14 protein-coding genes are annotated in these 16,227 nt (G+C 71.9%); 5 read left to right on the top strand and 9 right to left on the bottom strand.

What is annotated here, in order from left to right; all coding sequences use genetic code 11:
• Positions 1-6: 6 nt before the first annotated feature.
• Both ABZ490_RS40915 and ABZ490_RS40910 read right to left on the bottom strand, forming a co-directional pair.
• Positions 7-828 carry a carbohydrate ABC transporter permease gene (locus ABZ490_RS40915; RefSeq protein WP_359002446.1) on the bottom strand — a complete coding sequence of 274 codons (822 nt, stop codon included), beginning with the start codon at positions 826-828 and terminating at the stop codon, positions 7-9.
• Positions 825-1,718 (bottom strand): sugar ABC transporter permease, encoded by an 894-nt coding sequence (locus ABZ490_RS40910; protein WP_359002444.1) that lies wholly within the window; start codon positions 1,716-1,718, stop codon positions 825-827. Before ABZ490_RS40910 ends, ABZ490_RS40915 begins: the two co-directional genes overlap by 4 nt.
• Before the next feature lie 334 nt (positions 1,719-2,052).
• On the opposite strand from ABZ490_RS40910, the gene ABZ490_RS40905 reads away from it, so the two are divergent.
• Entirely contained in the window at positions 2,053-3,090 is a 1,038-nt protein-coding gene (locus ABZ490_RS40905) for a LacI family DNA-binding transcriptional regulator (RefSeq protein WP_359002442.1), read from the top strand.
• Positions 3,091-3,161: 71 nt separating this feature from the next.
• Here the strand turns inward: ABZ490_RS40905 and ABZ490_RS40900 are convergent, their stop codons facing one another.
• On the bottom strand, positions 3,162-3,665 hold the full coding sequence (locus ABZ490_RS40900; RefSeq protein WP_359002440.1) for a hypothetical protein: 504 nt from the start codon (positions 3,663-3,665) through the stop codon (positions 3,162-3,164).
• Between the two features lie 262 nt (positions 3,666-3,927).
• Positions 3,928-4,539: a TetR/AcrR family transcriptional regulator gene (locus tag ABZ490_RS40895; protein ID WP_359002438.1), complete on the bottom strand. Its 612-nt coding sequence runs from the start codon at positions 4,537-4,539 to the stop codon at positions 3,928-3,930.
• A 152-nt stretch (positions 4,540-4,691) separates the two neighbouring features.
• Between ABZ490_RS40895 and ABZ490_RS40890 the strand changes: the two genes are divergently transcribed.
• The 4 genes from ABZ490_RS40890 (at position 4,692) to ABZ490_RS40875 (ending at position 9,791) form a co-directional block, all read left to right on the top strand.
• Positions 4,692-6,347, top strand: a complete 1,656-nt coding sequence (locus ABZ490_RS40890; RefSeq protein WP_359002436.1) for an amidohydrolase — start codon at positions 4,692-4,694, stop codon at positions 6,345-6,347.
• Positions 6,348-6,428: 81 nt separating this feature from the next.
• Entirely contained in the window at positions 6,429-7,916 is a 1,488-nt protein-coding gene (locus ABZ490_RS40885) for an APC family permease (protein WP_359002434.1), read from the top strand.
• 105 nt (positions 7,917-8,021) lie between these two features.
• Positions 8,022-8,966 (top strand): hypothetical protein, encoded by a 945-nt coding sequence (locus tag ABZ490_RS40880; protein ID WP_359002432.1) that lies wholly within the window; start codon positions 8,022-8,024, stop codon positions 8,964-8,966.
• A gap of 606 nt (positions 8,967-9,572) precedes the next feature.
• Positions 9,573-9,791: an NAD(P)-dependent oxidoreductase gene (locus ABZ490_RS40875; RefSeq protein WP_359002430.1), complete on the top strand. Its 219-nt coding sequence runs from the start codon at positions 9,573-9,575 to the stop codon at positions 9,789-9,791.
• A 338-nt stretch (positions 9,792-10,129) separates the two neighbouring features.
• On the opposite strand, the gene ABZ490_RS40870 is transcribed toward ABZ490_RS40875, so the two are convergent.
• The 5 genes from ABZ490_RS40870 to ABZ490_RS40850 are packed head-to-tail and all read right to left on the bottom strand — an operon-like array spanning position 10,130 to position 16,219.
• Complete coding sequence (locus tag ABZ490_RS40870) at positions 10,130-11,599, bottom strand: CoA transferase (protein ID WP_359002428.1); 1,470 nt, start codon at positions 11,597-11,599, stop codon at positions 10,130-10,132.
• Positions 11,596-13,038, bottom strand: a complete 1,443-nt coding sequence (locus ABZ490_RS40865) for an aldehyde dehydrogenase family protein (RefSeq protein WP_359002426.1) — start codon at positions 13,036-13,038, stop codon at positions 11,596-11,598. The genes ABZ490_RS40870 and ABZ490_RS40865 overlap by 4 nt, the downstream gene beginning before the upstream one ends.
• A gap of 34 nt (positions 13,039-13,072) precedes the next feature.
• A complete protein-coding gene (locus tag ABZ490_RS40860) occupies positions 13,073-14,608 on the bottom strand; it encodes an aldehyde dehydrogenase (RefSeq protein ID WP_359002424.1) in 1,536 nt (511 codons plus the stop codon).
• A gap of 24 nt (positions 14,609-14,632) precedes the next feature.
• A complete protein-coding gene (locus ABZ490_RS40855; RefSeq protein WP_359002422.1) occupies positions 14,633-15,877 on the bottom strand; it encodes an FAD-dependent oxidoreductase in 1,245 nt (414 codons plus the stop codon).
• 18 nt (positions 15,878-15,895) lie between these two features.
• Positions 15,896-16,219 carry a 2Fe-2S iron-sulfur cluster-binding protein gene (locus tag ABZ490_RS40850; protein ID WP_359002420.1) on the bottom strand — a complete coding sequence of 108 codons (324 nt, stop codon included), beginning with the start codon at positions 16,217-16,219 and terminating at the stop codon, positions 15,896-15,898.
• Positions 16,220-16,227: the final 8 nt, after the last annotated feature.

The raw sequence follows: 16,227 nt of genomic DNA, 5'->3' as shown, positions 1-16,227 counted from the left end.
CGCGGGTCAGCCCCGCAGGCCTCCGGCGAAACCGTTGATGATGCTGCGCTGCAGCAGGAGGTAGACGAGCAGCACGGGCAGGATGCTGATCACCAGTGCCGCGAAGATGAGGTTCCAGTCGGTGACGTACTGGCCGACGAATCCGGCGACGGCGACCGGCATGGTCTGCCGGGCGCTGCCGCTGAGGTACAGCAGCGGGGTGAAGAAGTCGTTCCACACGGCGACCGCGTTGAGGACGAGAGCGGTCACGGTGACGGGCTTGAGCATCGGCAGGACCACGTACCGGAAGCCCTGCAGGGGTGTGCAGCCGTCGATCAGGGCCGCGTCCTCGAAGTCACGGGGAAGGGCGCGCAGGAAGCCGACGTAGAGGAAGACGGTGAACGGCACCTGGAGACCGGCGTAGAACAGGACCAGGGCCCAGGGGGTGCCGAGCAGGCCGAGGTCGCGCATGGTCTGGTAGAGCGGGAGCGAGGCGAGCTGGAAGGGCAGCACCAGGCCGAGGAGGACGAGCAGGTAGGTGCCCCGTGACCAGCGGGCCGTGACGCGGGCCAGGGGGAAGGCCGCGAGGGAGGAGACGGCCAGCACGACCGCGACGCTGCACACCGTCACCAGGACGCTGTTGGCGAGCGCTCCGCCGAGCGCGCCCTGCTGCCAGGCGTGGGTGAAGTTGTCCAGGGTCGGGGACCCGGTCGGGCGGATGGGTGAGGAGGTGTCGGACGCGGGCCGTACGGCGAGGTTGACCAGGACGTACACGGGGAAACCGACGACCATGGCGACGGCGATCATGGTGAGTTCGAGCGCGAGGGTGCGGGGGCGGTAGCGGTTCACGAGGCGGCCTTCTCGCTGCGGGACAGCAGGACGTACTGTCCGGTGGAGGCGACGGCCACGATGATCGTCAGGACCACCGCGAGGGCGATGCTGTAGCCGAACTCACCGAGGGTGAAGGCGTCCTTGTAGATGAGGGTGGACAGGGTGTCGGTCGCATGGCCGGGGCCGCCGCCGGTCAGGGCGTACACCTGATCGAAGAGTTTGATTCCGCCGATGATCGACAGCATCAGGTTGATGGTGAAGGCCGGGGCCAGCAGCGGCCGGGTCACCGACCAGAAGCGCCGTACGGGACCGGCCCCGTCGAGCGCCGCCGCCTCGTGGACCTCCTGCGGCACCGATTGCAGGCCCGCCAGGAAGATGACCATCGAGTAGCCCGCGAACTGCCAGACGATCACGGCGACGACCGACCAGAGCGCCAGGTCCGGGCTGCCCAGCCAGTCCTGCTGCCGGGCGCCGAGGCCCACGGCGGCGAGCAGGCTGTTCACCGCTCCGTCCGGACCGAGCAGGTTGCGCCACAGATAGGCGGTCACGATCGGTGTGATCACGGCCGGCGCGAAGAGGAGCACCCGCAGCAGGTTGCGGGACTTGATGGCCGAGTTGACGCCGAGCGCCAGCAGCAGGCCCACGGCGTTCTGCACGACCGTGACCGCGACAGCGATCAGCAGTGTGTGCCAGACGGCCCGGACCGCGTCGGCGTCGCGGACCATGTCGGCGAAGTTGCCCAGCCCCACGAGGGAGTAGTGGGGATCGAGACCGTCCCAGTCCGTGAAGGCGTAGTACACACCGCGGGCGCTCGGGACGAGCACGACGAAGGCGAAGAGGAGCAGCGCCGGCGCCATGAACCACCACGGCGGACCGGTGCGCGCACGGCGGAGGGCGGGGAGGGGCATACGGACCTGCTTCCATGAAACGTTTCAACAACTGCCCGGCGACCGGGGCGGGACCGGTCGACGGAATGGGGCACCTGCCGACTGCTCGGATCGATGGGCGTGTACGACTCCGACGGACGCGCTCCGGCCGGAGCGGATGGGTAACGTTTCCCATCGGGTGTTGCCAGACCCTAGAGAGCCCTTCGCATGACGTCAAGATGTCGCGCATGCTGCGCAATCGTGACGGCGCCGGACCGCTTCCCACCGGCGGGAACCGGAGCCTCGCCCTTACGCGCGCGCAGATTCCTCCGTACACTTTCGGCCAACGTTGCCCACGGCGTCGGAGGAAGCCGAGATGAAGCCGCCCGCTGCCCCCCGACGCGTCACCATCGTCGATGTCGCCCGTCACGCCCAGGTGTCCACCACCGCCGTGTCCAAGGTGCTGCGCAACGCCTACGGGGCCAGCCCGGAGATGCGGGCCAAGGTGCGCCGCGCCATCGACGAGCTGGGCTACCGGCCCCTGGCGGCCGCTCGGGCGCTGCGCGGACGGACGTACACGATCGGCGTGATGCTGCCCGACATCCGCAATCCGTTCTTCCCCGAGATCCTGGACGGTGTCACCGGCTGCCTGGGCGACACCGAGTACCAGGTCCTCCTGGGCCCGGGCTGCAACGGGGAGAAGGAAGAAACCCGGGTCACCGAGGCCATGATCGACCGCGGCATGGACGGCCTCGTCCTGGTCGCTCCCGTCTCGTCGCGTGTCCGCCTCGAACACATCGCCTCGGTCGTTCCGACCGTGGTGGTCGGCCGCCACGGTCGGTCCCCGGCGTACGACACCGTCACGAACGACGACGTGGCGGGCGCGGCCCTGGTGGTCGGCCACCTGGCCGGGCTCGGGCACCGCCGGATCGCGCACATCGAACACCACGAGACCGACCCGACCCGCAGCGCCGAGATGCCGAACGCGCGGCGCGCCGACGGCTACCGGCAGGCCATGCGGGACCTCGGCCTCGCCGAGGAGATCGACGTCGTCTCCACCAGCTATACCCAGCGAGGCGGTCACCAGGGCGCGCAGGAGCTCCTCGCGCGTCCCGAGCGGCCCACGGCGGTCTTCGCGGGCGCGGACATCGTGGCCATGGGCGTACTGGAGGCGGTCGCCGAGGCCGGGCTGTCGGTGCCCGACGACCTCTCCGTGGCCGGCTACGACAACACGACCTTCTCCGCGCTCGGCCCGATCTCCCTGACCAGCGTCGACCAGTCGGGCCGCGAGATGGGCAGGAACGCCGCCCGTCTGCTGCTGGAGCGGATCACGGACCGCTCCAAGCCTTCGGTCCAGGTCACGCTCTCCCCCGAACTGGTCGCACGCCGGAGCACGCTCCCGCCACCGGCGTAGAACACGTCACACGTCGATCCCTGGTGTACGCGCCGTCGCCCACGGCCTGAAATCCGACCGGGCCCGGGCGGTCAGCGCCCGTGGCCCGGCAGCGTCCGCAAGGTGTAGCACAGGTCGGAGTCGAGGACGGAGCATACGGTGGCATTGTCGGCGCGGGTGCGGATGATCACGGAAATCCTCTCGGAGCTCACCCCCGGCGCGTAGTCGGAGTCGTAGGGGGTTCTCACGACCTCCAGGCGGAGCTCGGACCAGACGTACACCTCGACTTCGTGGTCGCGCTGGTCTTTCACGAACACCAGGCCGCCCTCGAAACAGTGCAGACACGGTCGGGGCTGCCGCAGCCGCCACCGGCGGACGGGTTCGGGCGCGACCGCCAGCAGTGCAGCGGCGGGGATCAGCGGCGGCATCAGAAGGGCTGCCATGACGGTCGCCCCCAGGCCGCAGGCTGTGGCGGCGAGCGCGAGGCCCAGCATCGGGCCGTCCTCCATGGCGTACAGACAGCCCGACTGTAAGTGGGACCCGAAACCCCGGGACAGGGCCAGCTCCACCACCTCCGCCGACGGTACCCGCGCCATGGCCCCTCCCCCGCGCCGCTGTCCCGGTCTCCCCGTCGAAGCATCCCCGGGTCCCCGGGCGGGTAACCGAACGGAGCCACGGGGCCCTACCGGCTCCCGGGCGGTGGCGCAGCCAGGTCCGCGAGCCGGGCCGTACGGCGATCCGCTGCGAGGGCGATGCGCGTTTCACTCGACGGCCGCCCTCACCACGCACCCGCCGTTGCGCCGACAGGTCACGGTGCCGCGTCGACGGTCGAGCGCGACACCGTGCACGGGGCTGCCGTCAGTGCCGCAGCAGGTCGCGGAATCCGGTGAGCAGAGCGCGCAGCCCGAGGTCGAAGGCCAGGGTGGCGCGGCTGCGGTCGGCGGGGGTCTGGTCGAGTACGGCGCTGAGGTGGGGAGCCGTGTCGCGGGCGACGTCGGGGACCATCACGGGCGGCGCCACCAGGTCGAGGGCGGAGCCGAGGACGAAGCTCTCCAGCGCGGTGATCAGCGGCATGACCTCGTTCGTCGCGAAACCCGCGGCCAGGAGCAGCTCCGCGACCTTCTCGTACATCGCGTGCATGAAGGGTTCGGCCAGCGGGGCGGTGGCGAGCAGAGGTACCGCCCCCGGGTGGGCGGCGAACGCGGCGAGGTAGGAACGGGCCCAGCCCTCCAGGGCCTTCTCCCAGGGCTGTGACCAGTCCTGGTCGTCTCCGGTCGTCAGGGCCAGTTCCTCGCGCATCAGCGAGACGATGTCGTCGCGGCCGGCGACGTGGTGGTAGAGCGCGGACGGGGCGACGCCCAGGGCCTTGGCCAGGGCCGGGATGGAGAGCGCGCCCTTCTCGTCGGCCAGGCGCAGTGCCGCGGCACCGATGCGCCGGCGGTCCAGCAGGGGTGTGCGCGGCCGTCCCACGGTGGCTCCTCGTCTTCGTGTGCCGTAACCCAGACGTTACCGAAAGGCATTCAGTAAAACCCTTCCCAGTCGCCTGGACGGCGCCTACATTACCGGAAACCGAATGCCTTTCAGTTAGGCAGCCGGCCGAAGGAAAGGCACCGCCACACGCCATGCACGCCGACATCGTCTTCACCGGAGGGACCGTCCGGACCGGGGCCGCGGACGTCCCCGTCGACGACGCCCTCGCCGTCACGGACGGCCGGATCACCGCGCTCGGCGCACAGGCGCTGGCCGCCCGGGGACCGCGTACCACCGTCGTCGACCTGGCCGGCGGCGCCCTGCTGCCGGCGTTCGGCGACGGACATGTGCACCCCGTGATGGGAGGACTGGGGCTGGCGGGGGTTCCGGTCCGGGACCGGACGAGCGTCGAGGAGATCGTCGAGGTAGTCCGGGGCTGGGCCGCCGAACACCCGGAGACGGAGTGGATCACCGGTGACGGGTTCGACCCGTGGCTCGCCCCCGACGGCCGGTTCGACGCCCGGTGGCTGGACGCCGCCGTGCCCGACCGTCCCGTCGTCCTGCGCACCATGGACCACCACACCGCCTGGGTGAACGGCGTGGCCCTGCGCCGGGCCGGTTACACCGCCGCGACCCCGGATCCGGCGGGCGGGGAGATCCTGCGCCGGGACGGCTCCACCGAGCCACTCGGCACCCTGCGCGAGTTCGGCGCCCTCGGCCCGGTGCTCGCCCTCGTTCCCACGGCGTCCCACGGGGCACAGGTGGCGGCGCTGCGCGAGGCCGCCGCACGGTTCGCCGCGGCCGGCGTGACCTGGGTGCAGGACGCCTGGGTCGAACCGCACCAGGCCGACGTCTGGGTCACCGCGGCGACCACCGAGCCGGGGCTTCCCGTACGGGCCGACCTCGCCTTCGTCCTGGAACCCGACGGCTGGCGCGAGCGCGTCCTCCGGTTCGCGGCGGACCGGGACAAGGTGGAGAGCTCCGCTCCCGGGCTGCTGACCGCGCGGAGCGTGAAGTTCTTCGCCGACGGCGTCATCGAGGCCGGGACCGCAGCCCTCCTGGAGCCCTACACCGACTGTCCGCACTCGCACGGTCTCGCCAACTGGTCCCCGCAGGAGCTGACCGCGGCCGTCACCGCCGTCGACGCCCTCGGCTTCCGCGCACACCTGCACGCCATCGGCGACGGCGGAGTCCGGGTCGCCCTGGACGCGATCGAGGCCGCCGCGCGCGCCAACGGCGCCCGTGACCGCCGCCCGGTCATCGCCCACGCCCAGCTGATCGACCCCGCCGACCTGGCCCGGTTCGCCGCACTCGGCGTGATCGCCAACCTCCAGCCGCTGTGGGCGCAGCCCGACCCCCTGATGACCGAGCTGACCCTGCCGAGGATCGGCCCGGAACGCGGCGGGCGGCAGTACCAGATCGCCACCCTGCTCCGCTCCGGCACCCGGCTCTCGTTCGGCAGCGACTGGCCGGTCACCGCCCATGAACCACTGCGGGGCATCGCCACCGCGGTCACCCGCCAGACGCCCGGGGGCATCCCCGAGGGCGGCTGGCTCCCCGAGGAGCGGATCGACGTCGACACCGCTCTCGCCGCCTACTCCGCGGGCTGCGCCCACCAGGCGTTCGAGGAGAAGGAATGGGGCGCCCTGCGTCCCGGAATGCGCGCCGACCTGGTGCATCTCGCCGCCGACCCGGCCGGGACCGCCCCCGGTGACCTCGCGCACCTCCCCGTCCTGGGCACCTGGCTCGCCGGCCGGCGTACCCACGACGCCACCATCCCCCGCAGTACGCGTTCCGGGAGACGATAGACCCTACGTCGTCGTCACGACCGGTCCGCGTCTCCCGGAGATTCCGCCCGCTCCTCGACCAGACACCACGTGGAGACCTCCATGACCGAGCCCCTCGTCCCCACCGCTCCCCAGCAGCCCCCACCGGCCGCCGGGACCGAGCGGAGCCCTCACCTCCAGCGCGGCAGCCTCGGTGTCGCCGACATCGTCTTCTTCGTCGTCGCCGCGGCCGCCCCGCTCACGGTGATGGCCGGTGTCGCGCCCCTCGCCATCCTCTTCGGCGGCGTCGGCGCCCCGGTCGCCTATCTCGCCGTCGGCGTGCTGCTGGTCCTGTTCGCGGTCGGCTTCACCGCGATGACGCCGTACATCCGCAACGCCGGCGCCTTCTACTCGTACATCGCCCGGGGCCTCGGACGTCCGGCAGGGCTGGGAGCCGCGTTCCTCGCGGTGTTCTCCTACAACTCCTTGCAGATCGGCATGTTCGGCGCCTTCGGCTTCTTCGCCTCCACCACCGCGAACGACCTCCTCGGTGTCGACCTGCCCTGGCCCGTGTACGCCTTCGGCGGGATCGCCGTCGTCTGGTTCCTGGGCTTCCGCTCCATCAACCTCGGCGCGAAAGTCCTGGCCGCCCTGCTGATCGCGGAGACCGCCATCCTGGTGCTGCTGGCCGGCGCGGTCCTGGTCAAGGGCGGCGCGAGCGGGCTGAGCCTCGACTCCTTCGCCCCCTCGAACGTGTTCGTCTCCGGGATGAGCGGACCGCTCGGTCTGGCCGTCGCCGCGTTCATCGGCTTCGAGGCCACCGCCATCTACCGCGAGGAGGCCCGCGACCCCGACCGCACCGTGCCCCGCGCCACCTACCTCGCGATCGGCTTCCTCGGCCTCTTCTACGCCTTCATCAGCTGGATCATCGTGCAGGCGTTCGGCAGCGACCAGGCCGTCGGCGTCGCCGCGAAGAACCCGGCGGAGATGTTCTTCACCGCCATGACCCAGTACGTCGGCGGCTGGGCGACCGACGTCCAGCGCGCCCTGATCGTCACCAGCGTGCTCGCCGCCCTGCTCGCCTTCCACAACGCCATCACCCGCTACGTCTACGCCCTGTCCGTCGAGCGGGTCGCCCCCGCGGCACTGGGCCGGGTGCACCCCCGGCACGGTTCGCCGTGGGTGGCGGGCATCGCCCAGAGCGTCCTGGCGGTCGTGGTCGTCGCGGTCTTCGCCTCGATCGGTGTCGACCCGTACACCAAGTTCTTCCTGTGGGTGAACACTCCCGGAGTGGTCGGCATCCTCGTCCTCCAGGCACTGGCGGCCTTCGCGGTGGTCGCCTTCTTCCGCCGCAACCGCGCCGAACACGGCGAGGGACGGCTGCGCACCCTCCTCGCGCCCGCCGCGGCCGGTGTTCTCCTCACCGCTGTCACCGTGCTGGTCTGCAAGCGCCTGGACCTGTTCACCGGCGCCGGCCCGGCCGTCAACTGGTCGCTGGTCGCGCTCACCCCGGTGGTGTTCCTGGCCGGCATGGCCGTCGCCGCACGCATCCGCCGCACCCGGCCCGACGTCTACGCCAAGCTCGCCACCACCGACGTCGACGCCACCTGACGTGTGCACAGCGGCGGTCCCGTGGCTCGGCCGCAGGCCGGAACACGGGACCGCCCCGCACGGTACGTCCGACCACAAGACACGCCACAAGGAGGGTGAGCGGTCATGATCCGCGGCCTGGGCAGAAAGCCGACACCGCGCCTCGCCCCAGAACTCGACGACGCCGAGCTGGGCCACGCCTGTCGGCAGCTCACCGGCAGAGGCACCGCACGGACGCTCGCCGCGCCGATTGTCGAGCGGCTGCTCAACGACACCGGTCGCGACTGGGATCGCCGGGCCCATCGACTGGCCGCCCTGGCCGCCGTGACGCGCCCGGGCATCCAGCGCTCCTGGGCCGAACTGCAGCCGGGCCGCCCCGACGCACAGACCCTGTGCGCCTGGGGAACCCTGGCACGCGGCACCCGCACGCCCCAGCCCCGCGACGAGTTCGAGCAGGCCTTCCGGGCCTGCGCCGCAGCGGCCCACCTGGATCCCCATGACCCCAACCCCTGGGTGGTGCGCCTCGGGCTGCTCCGCCAGTGGCGCAGGCCGCGCACAGAGGTCTTCCCCATCTGGCGGGAGATCGTCGCGAGAGACCCGTGGCACCGCGAGGCTCATCTGCAGATGTACGGTTACCTCTCACCCCGGGAGTGCGGCTCCCTCGCCCAGTCCATGGACTTCGTCGACCAGGTGCGGGCCACGGCCCCGGCCACTGCACCGACAGCCGGCCTCCCGCTGCTGCCGTTGATCGACCGCTACCACACCGCCCGGTCCAAAGGCGGTGTCCAGGCACTCATGGCCGACCATCTGTGGAGCGGGTACGAAGCCACCGGAATCCTGGAACCGGCACAGGCCGCCTGGCCCGAGCCTGGCCACCTGCCGTACGCGGGAGCCATCGCCGACCTCAACCTTCTGGCCTATGCCCTCTGCGCCGCCAGAGCACCGACCCGCGCCGCCCCCGTCTTCCGCGCCATCGCCGGCATCGTCACCCCTTTCCCCTGGGCACACGACGGCCGCGACCCCGTCCTCGCCTTCACCACCGCCCAACGGTGGGCCGACGCAAGCGCCTGATCAGCGACCGGCGCGTGTCGGCCCGGCCGTGCTCCAGCCGCCGGTCGAAGCCGTCCCCGGTGATCCCTCCCGGCGCGGAATGCTCGTCGGCCCAGCGCCGTACGGCCTCGACACTCTCCTCGACAGAGGCGCATGTCCGGACGCGCCCTCCATCAGGCCCGGTCTGCCGATCACCAGGCGTACATGACTGCCCCCGCAGGCATCCAGCAGCGCTCTGCACCAGCACAGGTTTCGTCCTGCCACGGCCCTCGTCGGCGGACTCGCCCGCCGCGGCGACGACCGCGGCATCCTGGACCCCCTTTCCTCATCACCGAAGCGCTCAAGATCGCCCTGGCGGCAGGACCGCTGCCGCTCGCCTGGCGAGGCACGGCATCCGTACGCCACTGACGAACACCGGCCAGTGAGCACCCACGCGTCCGCGCCGACCGGGTTGTTGATCGCGGTCTACGCCGAGCCCGCCTCGTCGGCGGTGGCGGGTACAGCGGCATCGGTGGCGCGCCCCGCGGCCCGGCCCCCGGTGCCGGCCCCGGTCTCCACGACCGGGGCCGGAATTGCGGCGCACACGTCACAAGCCAGAACGACGAACATGGCGGGCCGCAGGCCGACATGACCGCCGAGAAAGCCGAGTCCGGGCAGTCCGACCAGTCCGACGTGCCCCACCACCTCGTCTCGCCCCGGGTGCTGGGGCGCATGCGACGGGGCGCGGCCGTCGTGAACGTCTCGCACGGCGGACTCGTGGACGCGACGGCACTCGCCGAGGCCCTGCACTCGGGGCACGTCTCGGGCGCGGCCCTCGACGTCTTCGCGCAGGAAACCCCTGCCTGACGGGCATCCTCTCCGCACCGCGCCCACCAGCATCCTCACCCCGCACATCGCCTGGCGTTCGACGACATCACTGGGGGCGCTCCAGGACGGCGCGGTGGCGCGGGCGCGCCGGGCTCTCGCCGACGGGTCGCTCATCGACCTCGTGTGAACGGAGCCGGAGGCACGCTTACCGGGCGGCGACGGTGTCGTGCCGCCCGGAACGTCTCTTCCCCCGTGCGACGCCGTGAGCCGACCGGCCCGTGTCCGTCCACGACGGGTGCGCGCAGCGACTGCATCCGCACGTCCGGTGCCCTGCCGCCGCGGCCCGCTCGTCCGGCCTCGGGACGAGCGGGGCGGGGTCAACCCGTGGTGCACCACGTCGGCGCGGAGGAGCCCGCCGCTTCGAACGGCCGCTCCCAGAACAGCGGGGTCCCCTCGACGACGACGGGGAACGGCAGCCGCTTCACCGGGCGGCCGTCGCCGCTGACGTGGACGCGGTCCTCGTACGGCCCGTCGAGGGGCAGCCGGATCTCCGGTTCCTCGGTGACCTGGCCCGCGCCGACCAGCATCGCAGCGGTCCGGGCGAGCGAGAGCCGGGAGACCGAGCCTTCGCCGGTGGTCACTCTCCGCGTCAGTCCCCGGATCGCCGCCGCGGCGATCTGGTATCCGGTGGCGAAGTCGAGGGCCTCGACGGGCAGGTGACGGGGCCGGCCGGCGTCGACCAGTCGGCCGAGCGCGTTGATCGGTGTCCTGTGCTCCGGGTCGGCGAGGGCCCAGGCCGTCGTCGCGTCGGCGAGGCCGCTGCTGTACTGGACGAGGGTGTCGAAGCCTCGGCGGTCCCTCCAGGGGCCTGTCCAGCCGTACGCGTTGAGGCCTACTTCCACCAGGCCGGGCCGTACCGTCGCCCGGACCTCGGGGTCGACGAGGCTGTCCAGTCCCCCGGGACGGTATCCGTGGACGAGCACGTCCGCCTCGGACAGCAGTCGGAGGAAACGCTCCCGCCCGTCCGCGGTCCGCAGGTCGAGGAACGCCCACCGCTTGCCCAGCATGATGTCGCTGCCCCGTCCGAAGACGCCGCTGCTCTCGTCCGAACCGGGGCGGTCCAGGCGCAGCACTTCGGCGCCGCAGGCCGCCAGGAACCGGGTGGCCATCGGTCCGGAGATGACCCGGGTCAGGTCGAGCACACGGAGGCCGGCCAGCGGGCGTCCCGGCGTCGGCTGCCAGGTGTCGTCGCCCACGTCCCCCGTCTCGGTGTGTACGACGGGTTCCATGGCGACGGCCCGGCCCTGAGGGTGCCGCCGCCATTCCTCGACCGAGCGGCTGAGGGCGACAGCGGCACCCGCGTCGACCAGCGATCGCTCGACGTCCTCCGCAGGGTGCCTGCGGATTTCCGCCTCGAACGCGGCCGGATCCTCCGCCGTGCCCAGTGCTCGCGCGATACGCGCACGCAGGGTCGGGAACGTCGCCTGCACGCGCAGCCACCGGTCGTCGGCCGTCTGGAACTCGCACATCCAGGTGTGCGGAACGCCCTGCCGTGCCGACGGGTCGAGGGGCTGGGAAGGCCCGACCGGCAGATCGAACCAGCCGCTGGCGAGAACCCGGTCCACCCGGACTTCCGGTCGCCCGCCGCCCGTGGTGGCGACGAGATCGCCGAGGGCCAGCCCGGCGGCCCCGAACGACGCCGCCGCCAGGTCGGTGACCGCGAACGGGGACCGCAGGGCGCCGTCTCCCTCGAACCGTACTCGGTCCAGCGCTTCCTTCTCCCCTCCGAGGGAGTCCCAGATCTCGGCGAGGAAACGCCGTGCGGCGGGGTGCTCGGGATCGTTCATGGTGTCGTCCTTCCCGTGGCCGCCGGCGCCGGGAGCTGGAGCGCCTTCGGCTGGAGGAACTCCTCCAGGCCGTGGACGCCGAGTTCGCGGCCGTTGCCGGACTGCTTGTACCCGCCGAAGGGCGCCAGCAGGTTCAGTCGTGCGCCGTTGATGTGGACCATGCCGGTGTCCAGGCGGCGGGCGAACGCGACGGCGCGTTCCTCGCTGGCCGAGAACACGGCTCCGGACAGGCCGTACGGGGAGTTGTTGGCGATCCGCAGGGCCTCCTCCTCGTCCGCGTACGGCATGAGGACGAGGACCGGACCGAAGATCTCCTCGCGGGCGACGGTCATGTCCTCGGTGACATCGGCGAAGACGGTGGGGCGCACGTAGTAGCCGGTCGACAGGCCGGCGGGCGGCTCGGCACCGCCGGTCACGAGCCGGGCGCCCTGCCCGATTCCCTCGCTGATGTAGGCGCGCACGCGGTCGCGCTGGGCCGCCGAGGCGACCGGGCCGACCTGGGTCCGCTCGTCGGTGGGGTCGCCCACCACGGTGCTCTCGGCCGCCTCACGGGCCAGTTCCACGGCGCGCTCGTAGGAATCTCGGTGCACCAGCATGCGGGTCCACGCGGTGCAGGTCTGGCCCGAGTTGCTCAGGACGTTGGCCACGCCCTGACGGATCGCAGCGTCCAGGTCGGCGTCCGGGAGGACGATGTTGGCGGACTTGCCGCCGAGTTCCAGCGCGACCTTCTTGACGGTGGCCGCGGCGAGTGTGCCGATGCGCTTTCCGGCGCGGGTCGATCCGGTGAAGGAGACCATGGCGACGTCCGGATGGGTGACCAGTGCCTCCCCGGCGACCGGGCCGGTGCCGGGCACGAGGTTGAACACGCCCGCGGGCAGTCCGATGGCGTCGACGATCTCGGCGAGGAGGTAGGCGTTGAGCGGGGTCACCTCGGACGGCTTGAGCACGACCGTGCACCCCGCCGCCAACGCGGCTGCCACCTTGGCGACGACCTGATGGAGCGGATAGTTCCACGGGGTGATCGCGGCTACGACGCCGATCGGTTCCCTGACGACGAGCGAGGTGCCGACGCGCTCCTCGAACTCGTACGTCTCCAGCAGCCGGGCGTACGACTCGGCGACCGCGATCGGCAGTCCCGCCTGGACACTCGACGAGAGCTTGCGGGGTGCGCCCATCTCCGCGGTGACGGTGGCGGCGATGTCGTCGGCACGCTCGACCAGTGCGCGGTGAAGCCGGTCCAGGAAGTCCTTGCGTTCCCCCGCGGTCCTGCGGGACCACGCCGGCAGCGCGGCGGCGACGGCCGCGTCGACGTCTGCGGGCGTGGCCTCCGGCACGGTGGCGATGACCTGCTCGGTGGCCGGGTCGACCACCTCGGTCACCTCGTCGCCGGTGGGGCGGCGCCATGCGCCGTCGATGTAGAGGTTCTTGTGCTCGAGCACGGTGTTCGGTACTTCCTCTTCGTGATGCCGGTCGTCAGTGGCGGCCGAACAGCTGCGGGTTGCCCTCGTCGATCCAGACGGACTTGGTCTCGGTGTAGTCGTCGAGTGCGTCCGGGCCGAGTTCGCGGCCGATTCCGCTCTGCTTGAACCCGCCGAACGGCACGCCGTAGTGGACGACCCGGTAGGCGTTGACCCAGACCGTGCCCGCGCGCAGCCGCCTGACCATACGGTGGGCGCGGCCGACGTCACGGGTCCAGACGGCGGCCGCGAGGCCGAAGTCGACGTCGTTGGCGAGCCGGGCCGCTTCGTCCTCGCCGCTGAACCGCACGACGGCGGCCACGGGCCCGAAGATCTCCTCCTGGGCGAGACGCGAGGAGTTGTCGACGCCCGCGAAGACGGTCGGCCAGACGAACAGACCGCCGGCCGGCTCCGTGATGGTGGTGTCCCGGACGCCGCCGGCGGCCAGGCGCGCCCCCTCGGACTGCCCGATGTCGATGTAGTCGAGGACCTTGTCGAACTGGTTGCGGCAGGCGAGCGGCCCCACGTCGGTCCCCGGGTCGAGCGGGTCGCCGAGGACCAGCTTGTCCGCGGCCGCCGACAGGGCGTCGACGAACTCGTCGTACACGGCGTCCTCGACCAGGACCCGGGATCCCGCCATGCAGGTCTGCCCGGTCGCCGCGAAGATGCCGCCCATGACTCCGTGCACGGCGTTGTCGAGGTCGGCGTCGGCGAAGACGATGTTGGGTGACTTGCCGCCCAGTTCCAGGGTGACCCGCCCGATCCGAGGGGCGGCGGCGCTGAGCATGGCCTTGCCCGCCCCGGTGGAACCGGTGAAGGCGATCTTGTCGACGCCGGGGTGACCCGCCAGCGCGGCGCCGGTCGGTTGCCCGAAGCCGGTGACGACGTTGACGACGCCCTTGGGGAAGCCGGCCTGCGCGCAGAGCTCGGCCAGGCGCAGGGTGGAGGTGGGAGTCACCTCGGACGGCTTGATGACCAGCGTGCATCCGGCCGCGAGCGCCGGGAACAGCTTCCACGACAACAGGGTCAGCGGCGAGTTCCACGGGGTGATCGCAGCGACCACGCCGACCGGCTCGTGCACGGTGTAGGCGGTGAAGCCGGGGTGGGCGGGCAGGGTGGAGCCGTGGTGGCTCTCCGCAAGGCCCGCCACGTAGCGGGCATGGGCCGCCATGGCCTTCGCTGCCGGCAGCATCTCGCTGATGAGCTTGCCGTTCTCGCGGATCTGGATGAGGGCGAGTTCCTCGGCGTGCTCCTCGATGAGGTCGGCGAGCTTGCGCAGCAGACCGGCGCGGAGCGAGGCCGGGGTGCGGGACCAGCCGTCCTCGTCGAAGGCCCGCCGGGACGCGCGCACGGCCCGGTCGACGTCCTCGGCGGTGGCGGCGGGGACGCGGCCCCAGGGGCGGTTCTCGTACGGGTCGAGGCAGGTGAAGGTCTCGCCGCCGGAGGCGGGGACCCACTCGCCGTCGACGAGCATCAGGTAGTCGCGGTCCATCCCGGCCGGAAAGCGCTCCGAGCGCGAGGAGGCCGTCGTGGCCGCCGTGTGGTCCGTCATGTCTGGGTTTCCCATCCGGTTGGTTCAGAGCAGTTGCTTGAGGGGGACCGACAGGTCCCGGAGCGCCTCGGGGGCGACCTGGGCTCGGGCCGCGACCAGCTTTCTGGCGGCTGTGAAATCGCGGGGGCTGCACACCACGTCCGCGGCGCGGACCCGGCCCTCCTTGAGGTAGAAGGCGGCGAAGGAGCGTCCGGTCCCGGTCGTGCCCCGGATGACGACGTCGTCGTAGCCGGTGGACAGTCCGGTGGTCTGGAGCTTGACGTCGTACTGGTCGGACCAGAACCACGGGACGGCGGTGTACGGCTGCGGGCTCCCGGTCACGGTCGCGGCGGCGGTCCGCGCCTGTTCGGAGGCATTGGGCACCGATTCGAGCCGGCGGCGACCGCCGTGTTCACCACAGGGGTGGCTGGTGCAGTCGCCGATGGCGAGGACGGCGGGGTCTTCGGTACGGCAGTGCTCGTCGACGACGATGCCGTTGTCGACGGCGAGTCCGGCCTGCTCGGCGAGTTCGGTGTTCGGGACCAGTCCGATGCCGACGAGGACGACATCGGCGTCGATCCGCTCACCGCCCTTCAGCTCCACGGCCGTCACCGAGCCGTCGTGGGCGAAGGCGAAGCCGGTCACCGCCGTGTCCACGCGGATGTCCACGCCCTCCTCGGTGTGCACGCGCTGGTAGAAGGCGGAGACCTGCGGCGCGGTCACCCGGGCCAGGACGCGGGGCAGTGCTTCGAGGACCGTCACGTCCAGGCCGAGCCGGCGGGCGACCGCGGCCACCTCGAGGCCGACGTAACCGCCGCCGACGACGACCAGCCGGGCACCCGGCGCGAAGTGCTGCCGCAGGGCGGTCACGTCGGCGAGGGTTCTGAGGTAGTGGACGTTGGGTGCGTCGTCGAGTCCGGGGGTGGTCAGTCTGCGGGCCCGGCCGCCGGTGGCGAGCACGAGGTGGCCGTACGGCAGCCGCTCGCCGTCGGCCAGGATCACCTGCCGGCCGGTCCGGTCGATCGCGGTCACGCGGGTGCCGGTGCGCAGGTCGATTCCCTGCTGCTCGTACATGGCGGGGGGCCGGATGTGCAGGTCCTCGGCGGTGGCCTTGCCGGACAGGTACGCCTTGGACAGCGGCGGACGGGCGTAGGGGTGGCCGGGTTCCTCGCCGAGCAGGGTCACGTGCCCTTGGTGGCCGGCCATGCGCAGGGCGGCGACGAAGTCCGCGCCTGCCTGACCGCCGCCGACCACGACGACACGTCCGGTCGTTTGGGGTTCGATGTGCATGGTGTGCTCCGACCGGTCCTACTTCTGGGTCTTCGGAACGTGCACGACGATGCCGTCCAGCGAGGCGTCCAGGGTGATCTGGCAGCACAGCCGACTGGCCTCGGTGGGTTCCTCGGACGTCGCCTCCAGCATCTCCTCCTCGTCCTGCGACGGCGCGGGCAGAGCTCCGAGCCACTGCTCGTCCACGAAGACGTGGCAGGTGGCGCAGGACAGCTCGCCGCCGCACTCGGCGACGATGCCCGGCACCAGGTTGGCGGTGGCGGCCTGCATGACGGTGGCTCCGTCGGCGGCGTCGGTCTCCTGCTTGGTGCCGTCCGGACGGACGAACACGACACGGGGCATGGCGGTCT

Origin of the sequence: Streptomyces sp. NPDC005811, assembly GCF_040630405.1 — a bacterium.
Lineage (GTDB): Bacteria > Actinomycetota > Actinomycetes > Streptomycetales > Streptomycetaceae > Streptomyces.
Note: the sequence above shows the minus strand (reverse complement) of the source record. Positions and strands in the feature narration are given on the sequence as shown.

What these genes read in the sequence shown, in the direction of transcription:
- ABZ490_RS40880 (WP_359002432.1), top strand. Translation starts at nt 8,022, where the DNA reads ATGATCCGCGGCCTGGGCAGAAAGCCGACACCGCGCCTCGCCCCAGAA.
- ABZ490_RS40855 (WP_359002422.1), bottom strand. Translation starts at nt 15,877, where the DNA reads ATGCACATCGAACCCCAAACGACCGGACGTGTCGTCGTGGTCGGCGGC.
- ABZ490_RS40905 (WP_359002442.1), top strand. Translation starts at nt 2,053, where the DNA reads ATGAAGCCGCCCGCTGCCCCCCGACGCGTCACCATCGTCGATGTCGCC.
- ABZ490_RS40890 (WP_359002436.1), top strand. Translation starts at nt 4,692, where the DNA reads ATGCACGCCGACATCGTCTTCACCGGAGGGACCGTCCGGACCGGGGCC.
- ABZ490_RS40885 (WP_359002434.1), top strand. Translation starts at nt 6,429, where the DNA reads ATGACCGAGCCCCTCGTCCCCACCGCTCCCCAGCAGCCCCCACCGGCC.
- ABZ490_RS40910 (WP_359002444.1), bottom strand. Translation starts at nt 1,718, where the DNA reads ATGCCCCTCCCCGCCCTCCGCCGTGCGCGCACCGGTCCGCCGTGGTGG.
- ABZ490_RS40850 (WP_359002420.1), bottom strand. Translation starts at nt 16,219, where the DNA reads ATGCCCCGTGTCGTGTTCGTCCGTCCGGACGGCACCAAGCAGGAGACC.
- ABZ490_RS40900 (WP_359002440.1), bottom strand. Translation starts at nt 3,665, where the DNA reads ATGGCGCGGGTACCGTCGGCGGAGGTGGTGGAGCTGGCCCTGTCCCGG.
- ABZ490_RS40860 (WP_359002424.1), bottom strand. Translation starts at nt 14,608, where the DNA reads ATGACGGACCACACGGCGGCCACGACGGCCTCCTCGCGCTCGGAGCGC.
- ABZ490_RS40870 (WP_359002428.1), bottom strand. Translation starts at nt 11,599, where the DNA reads ATGAACGATCCCGAGCACCCCGCCGCACGGCGTTTCCTCGCCGAGATC.
- ABZ490_RS40875 (WP_359002430.1), top strand. Translation starts at nt 9,573, where the DNA reads ATGACCGCCGAGAAAGCCGAGTCCGGGCAGTCCGACCAGTCCGACGTG.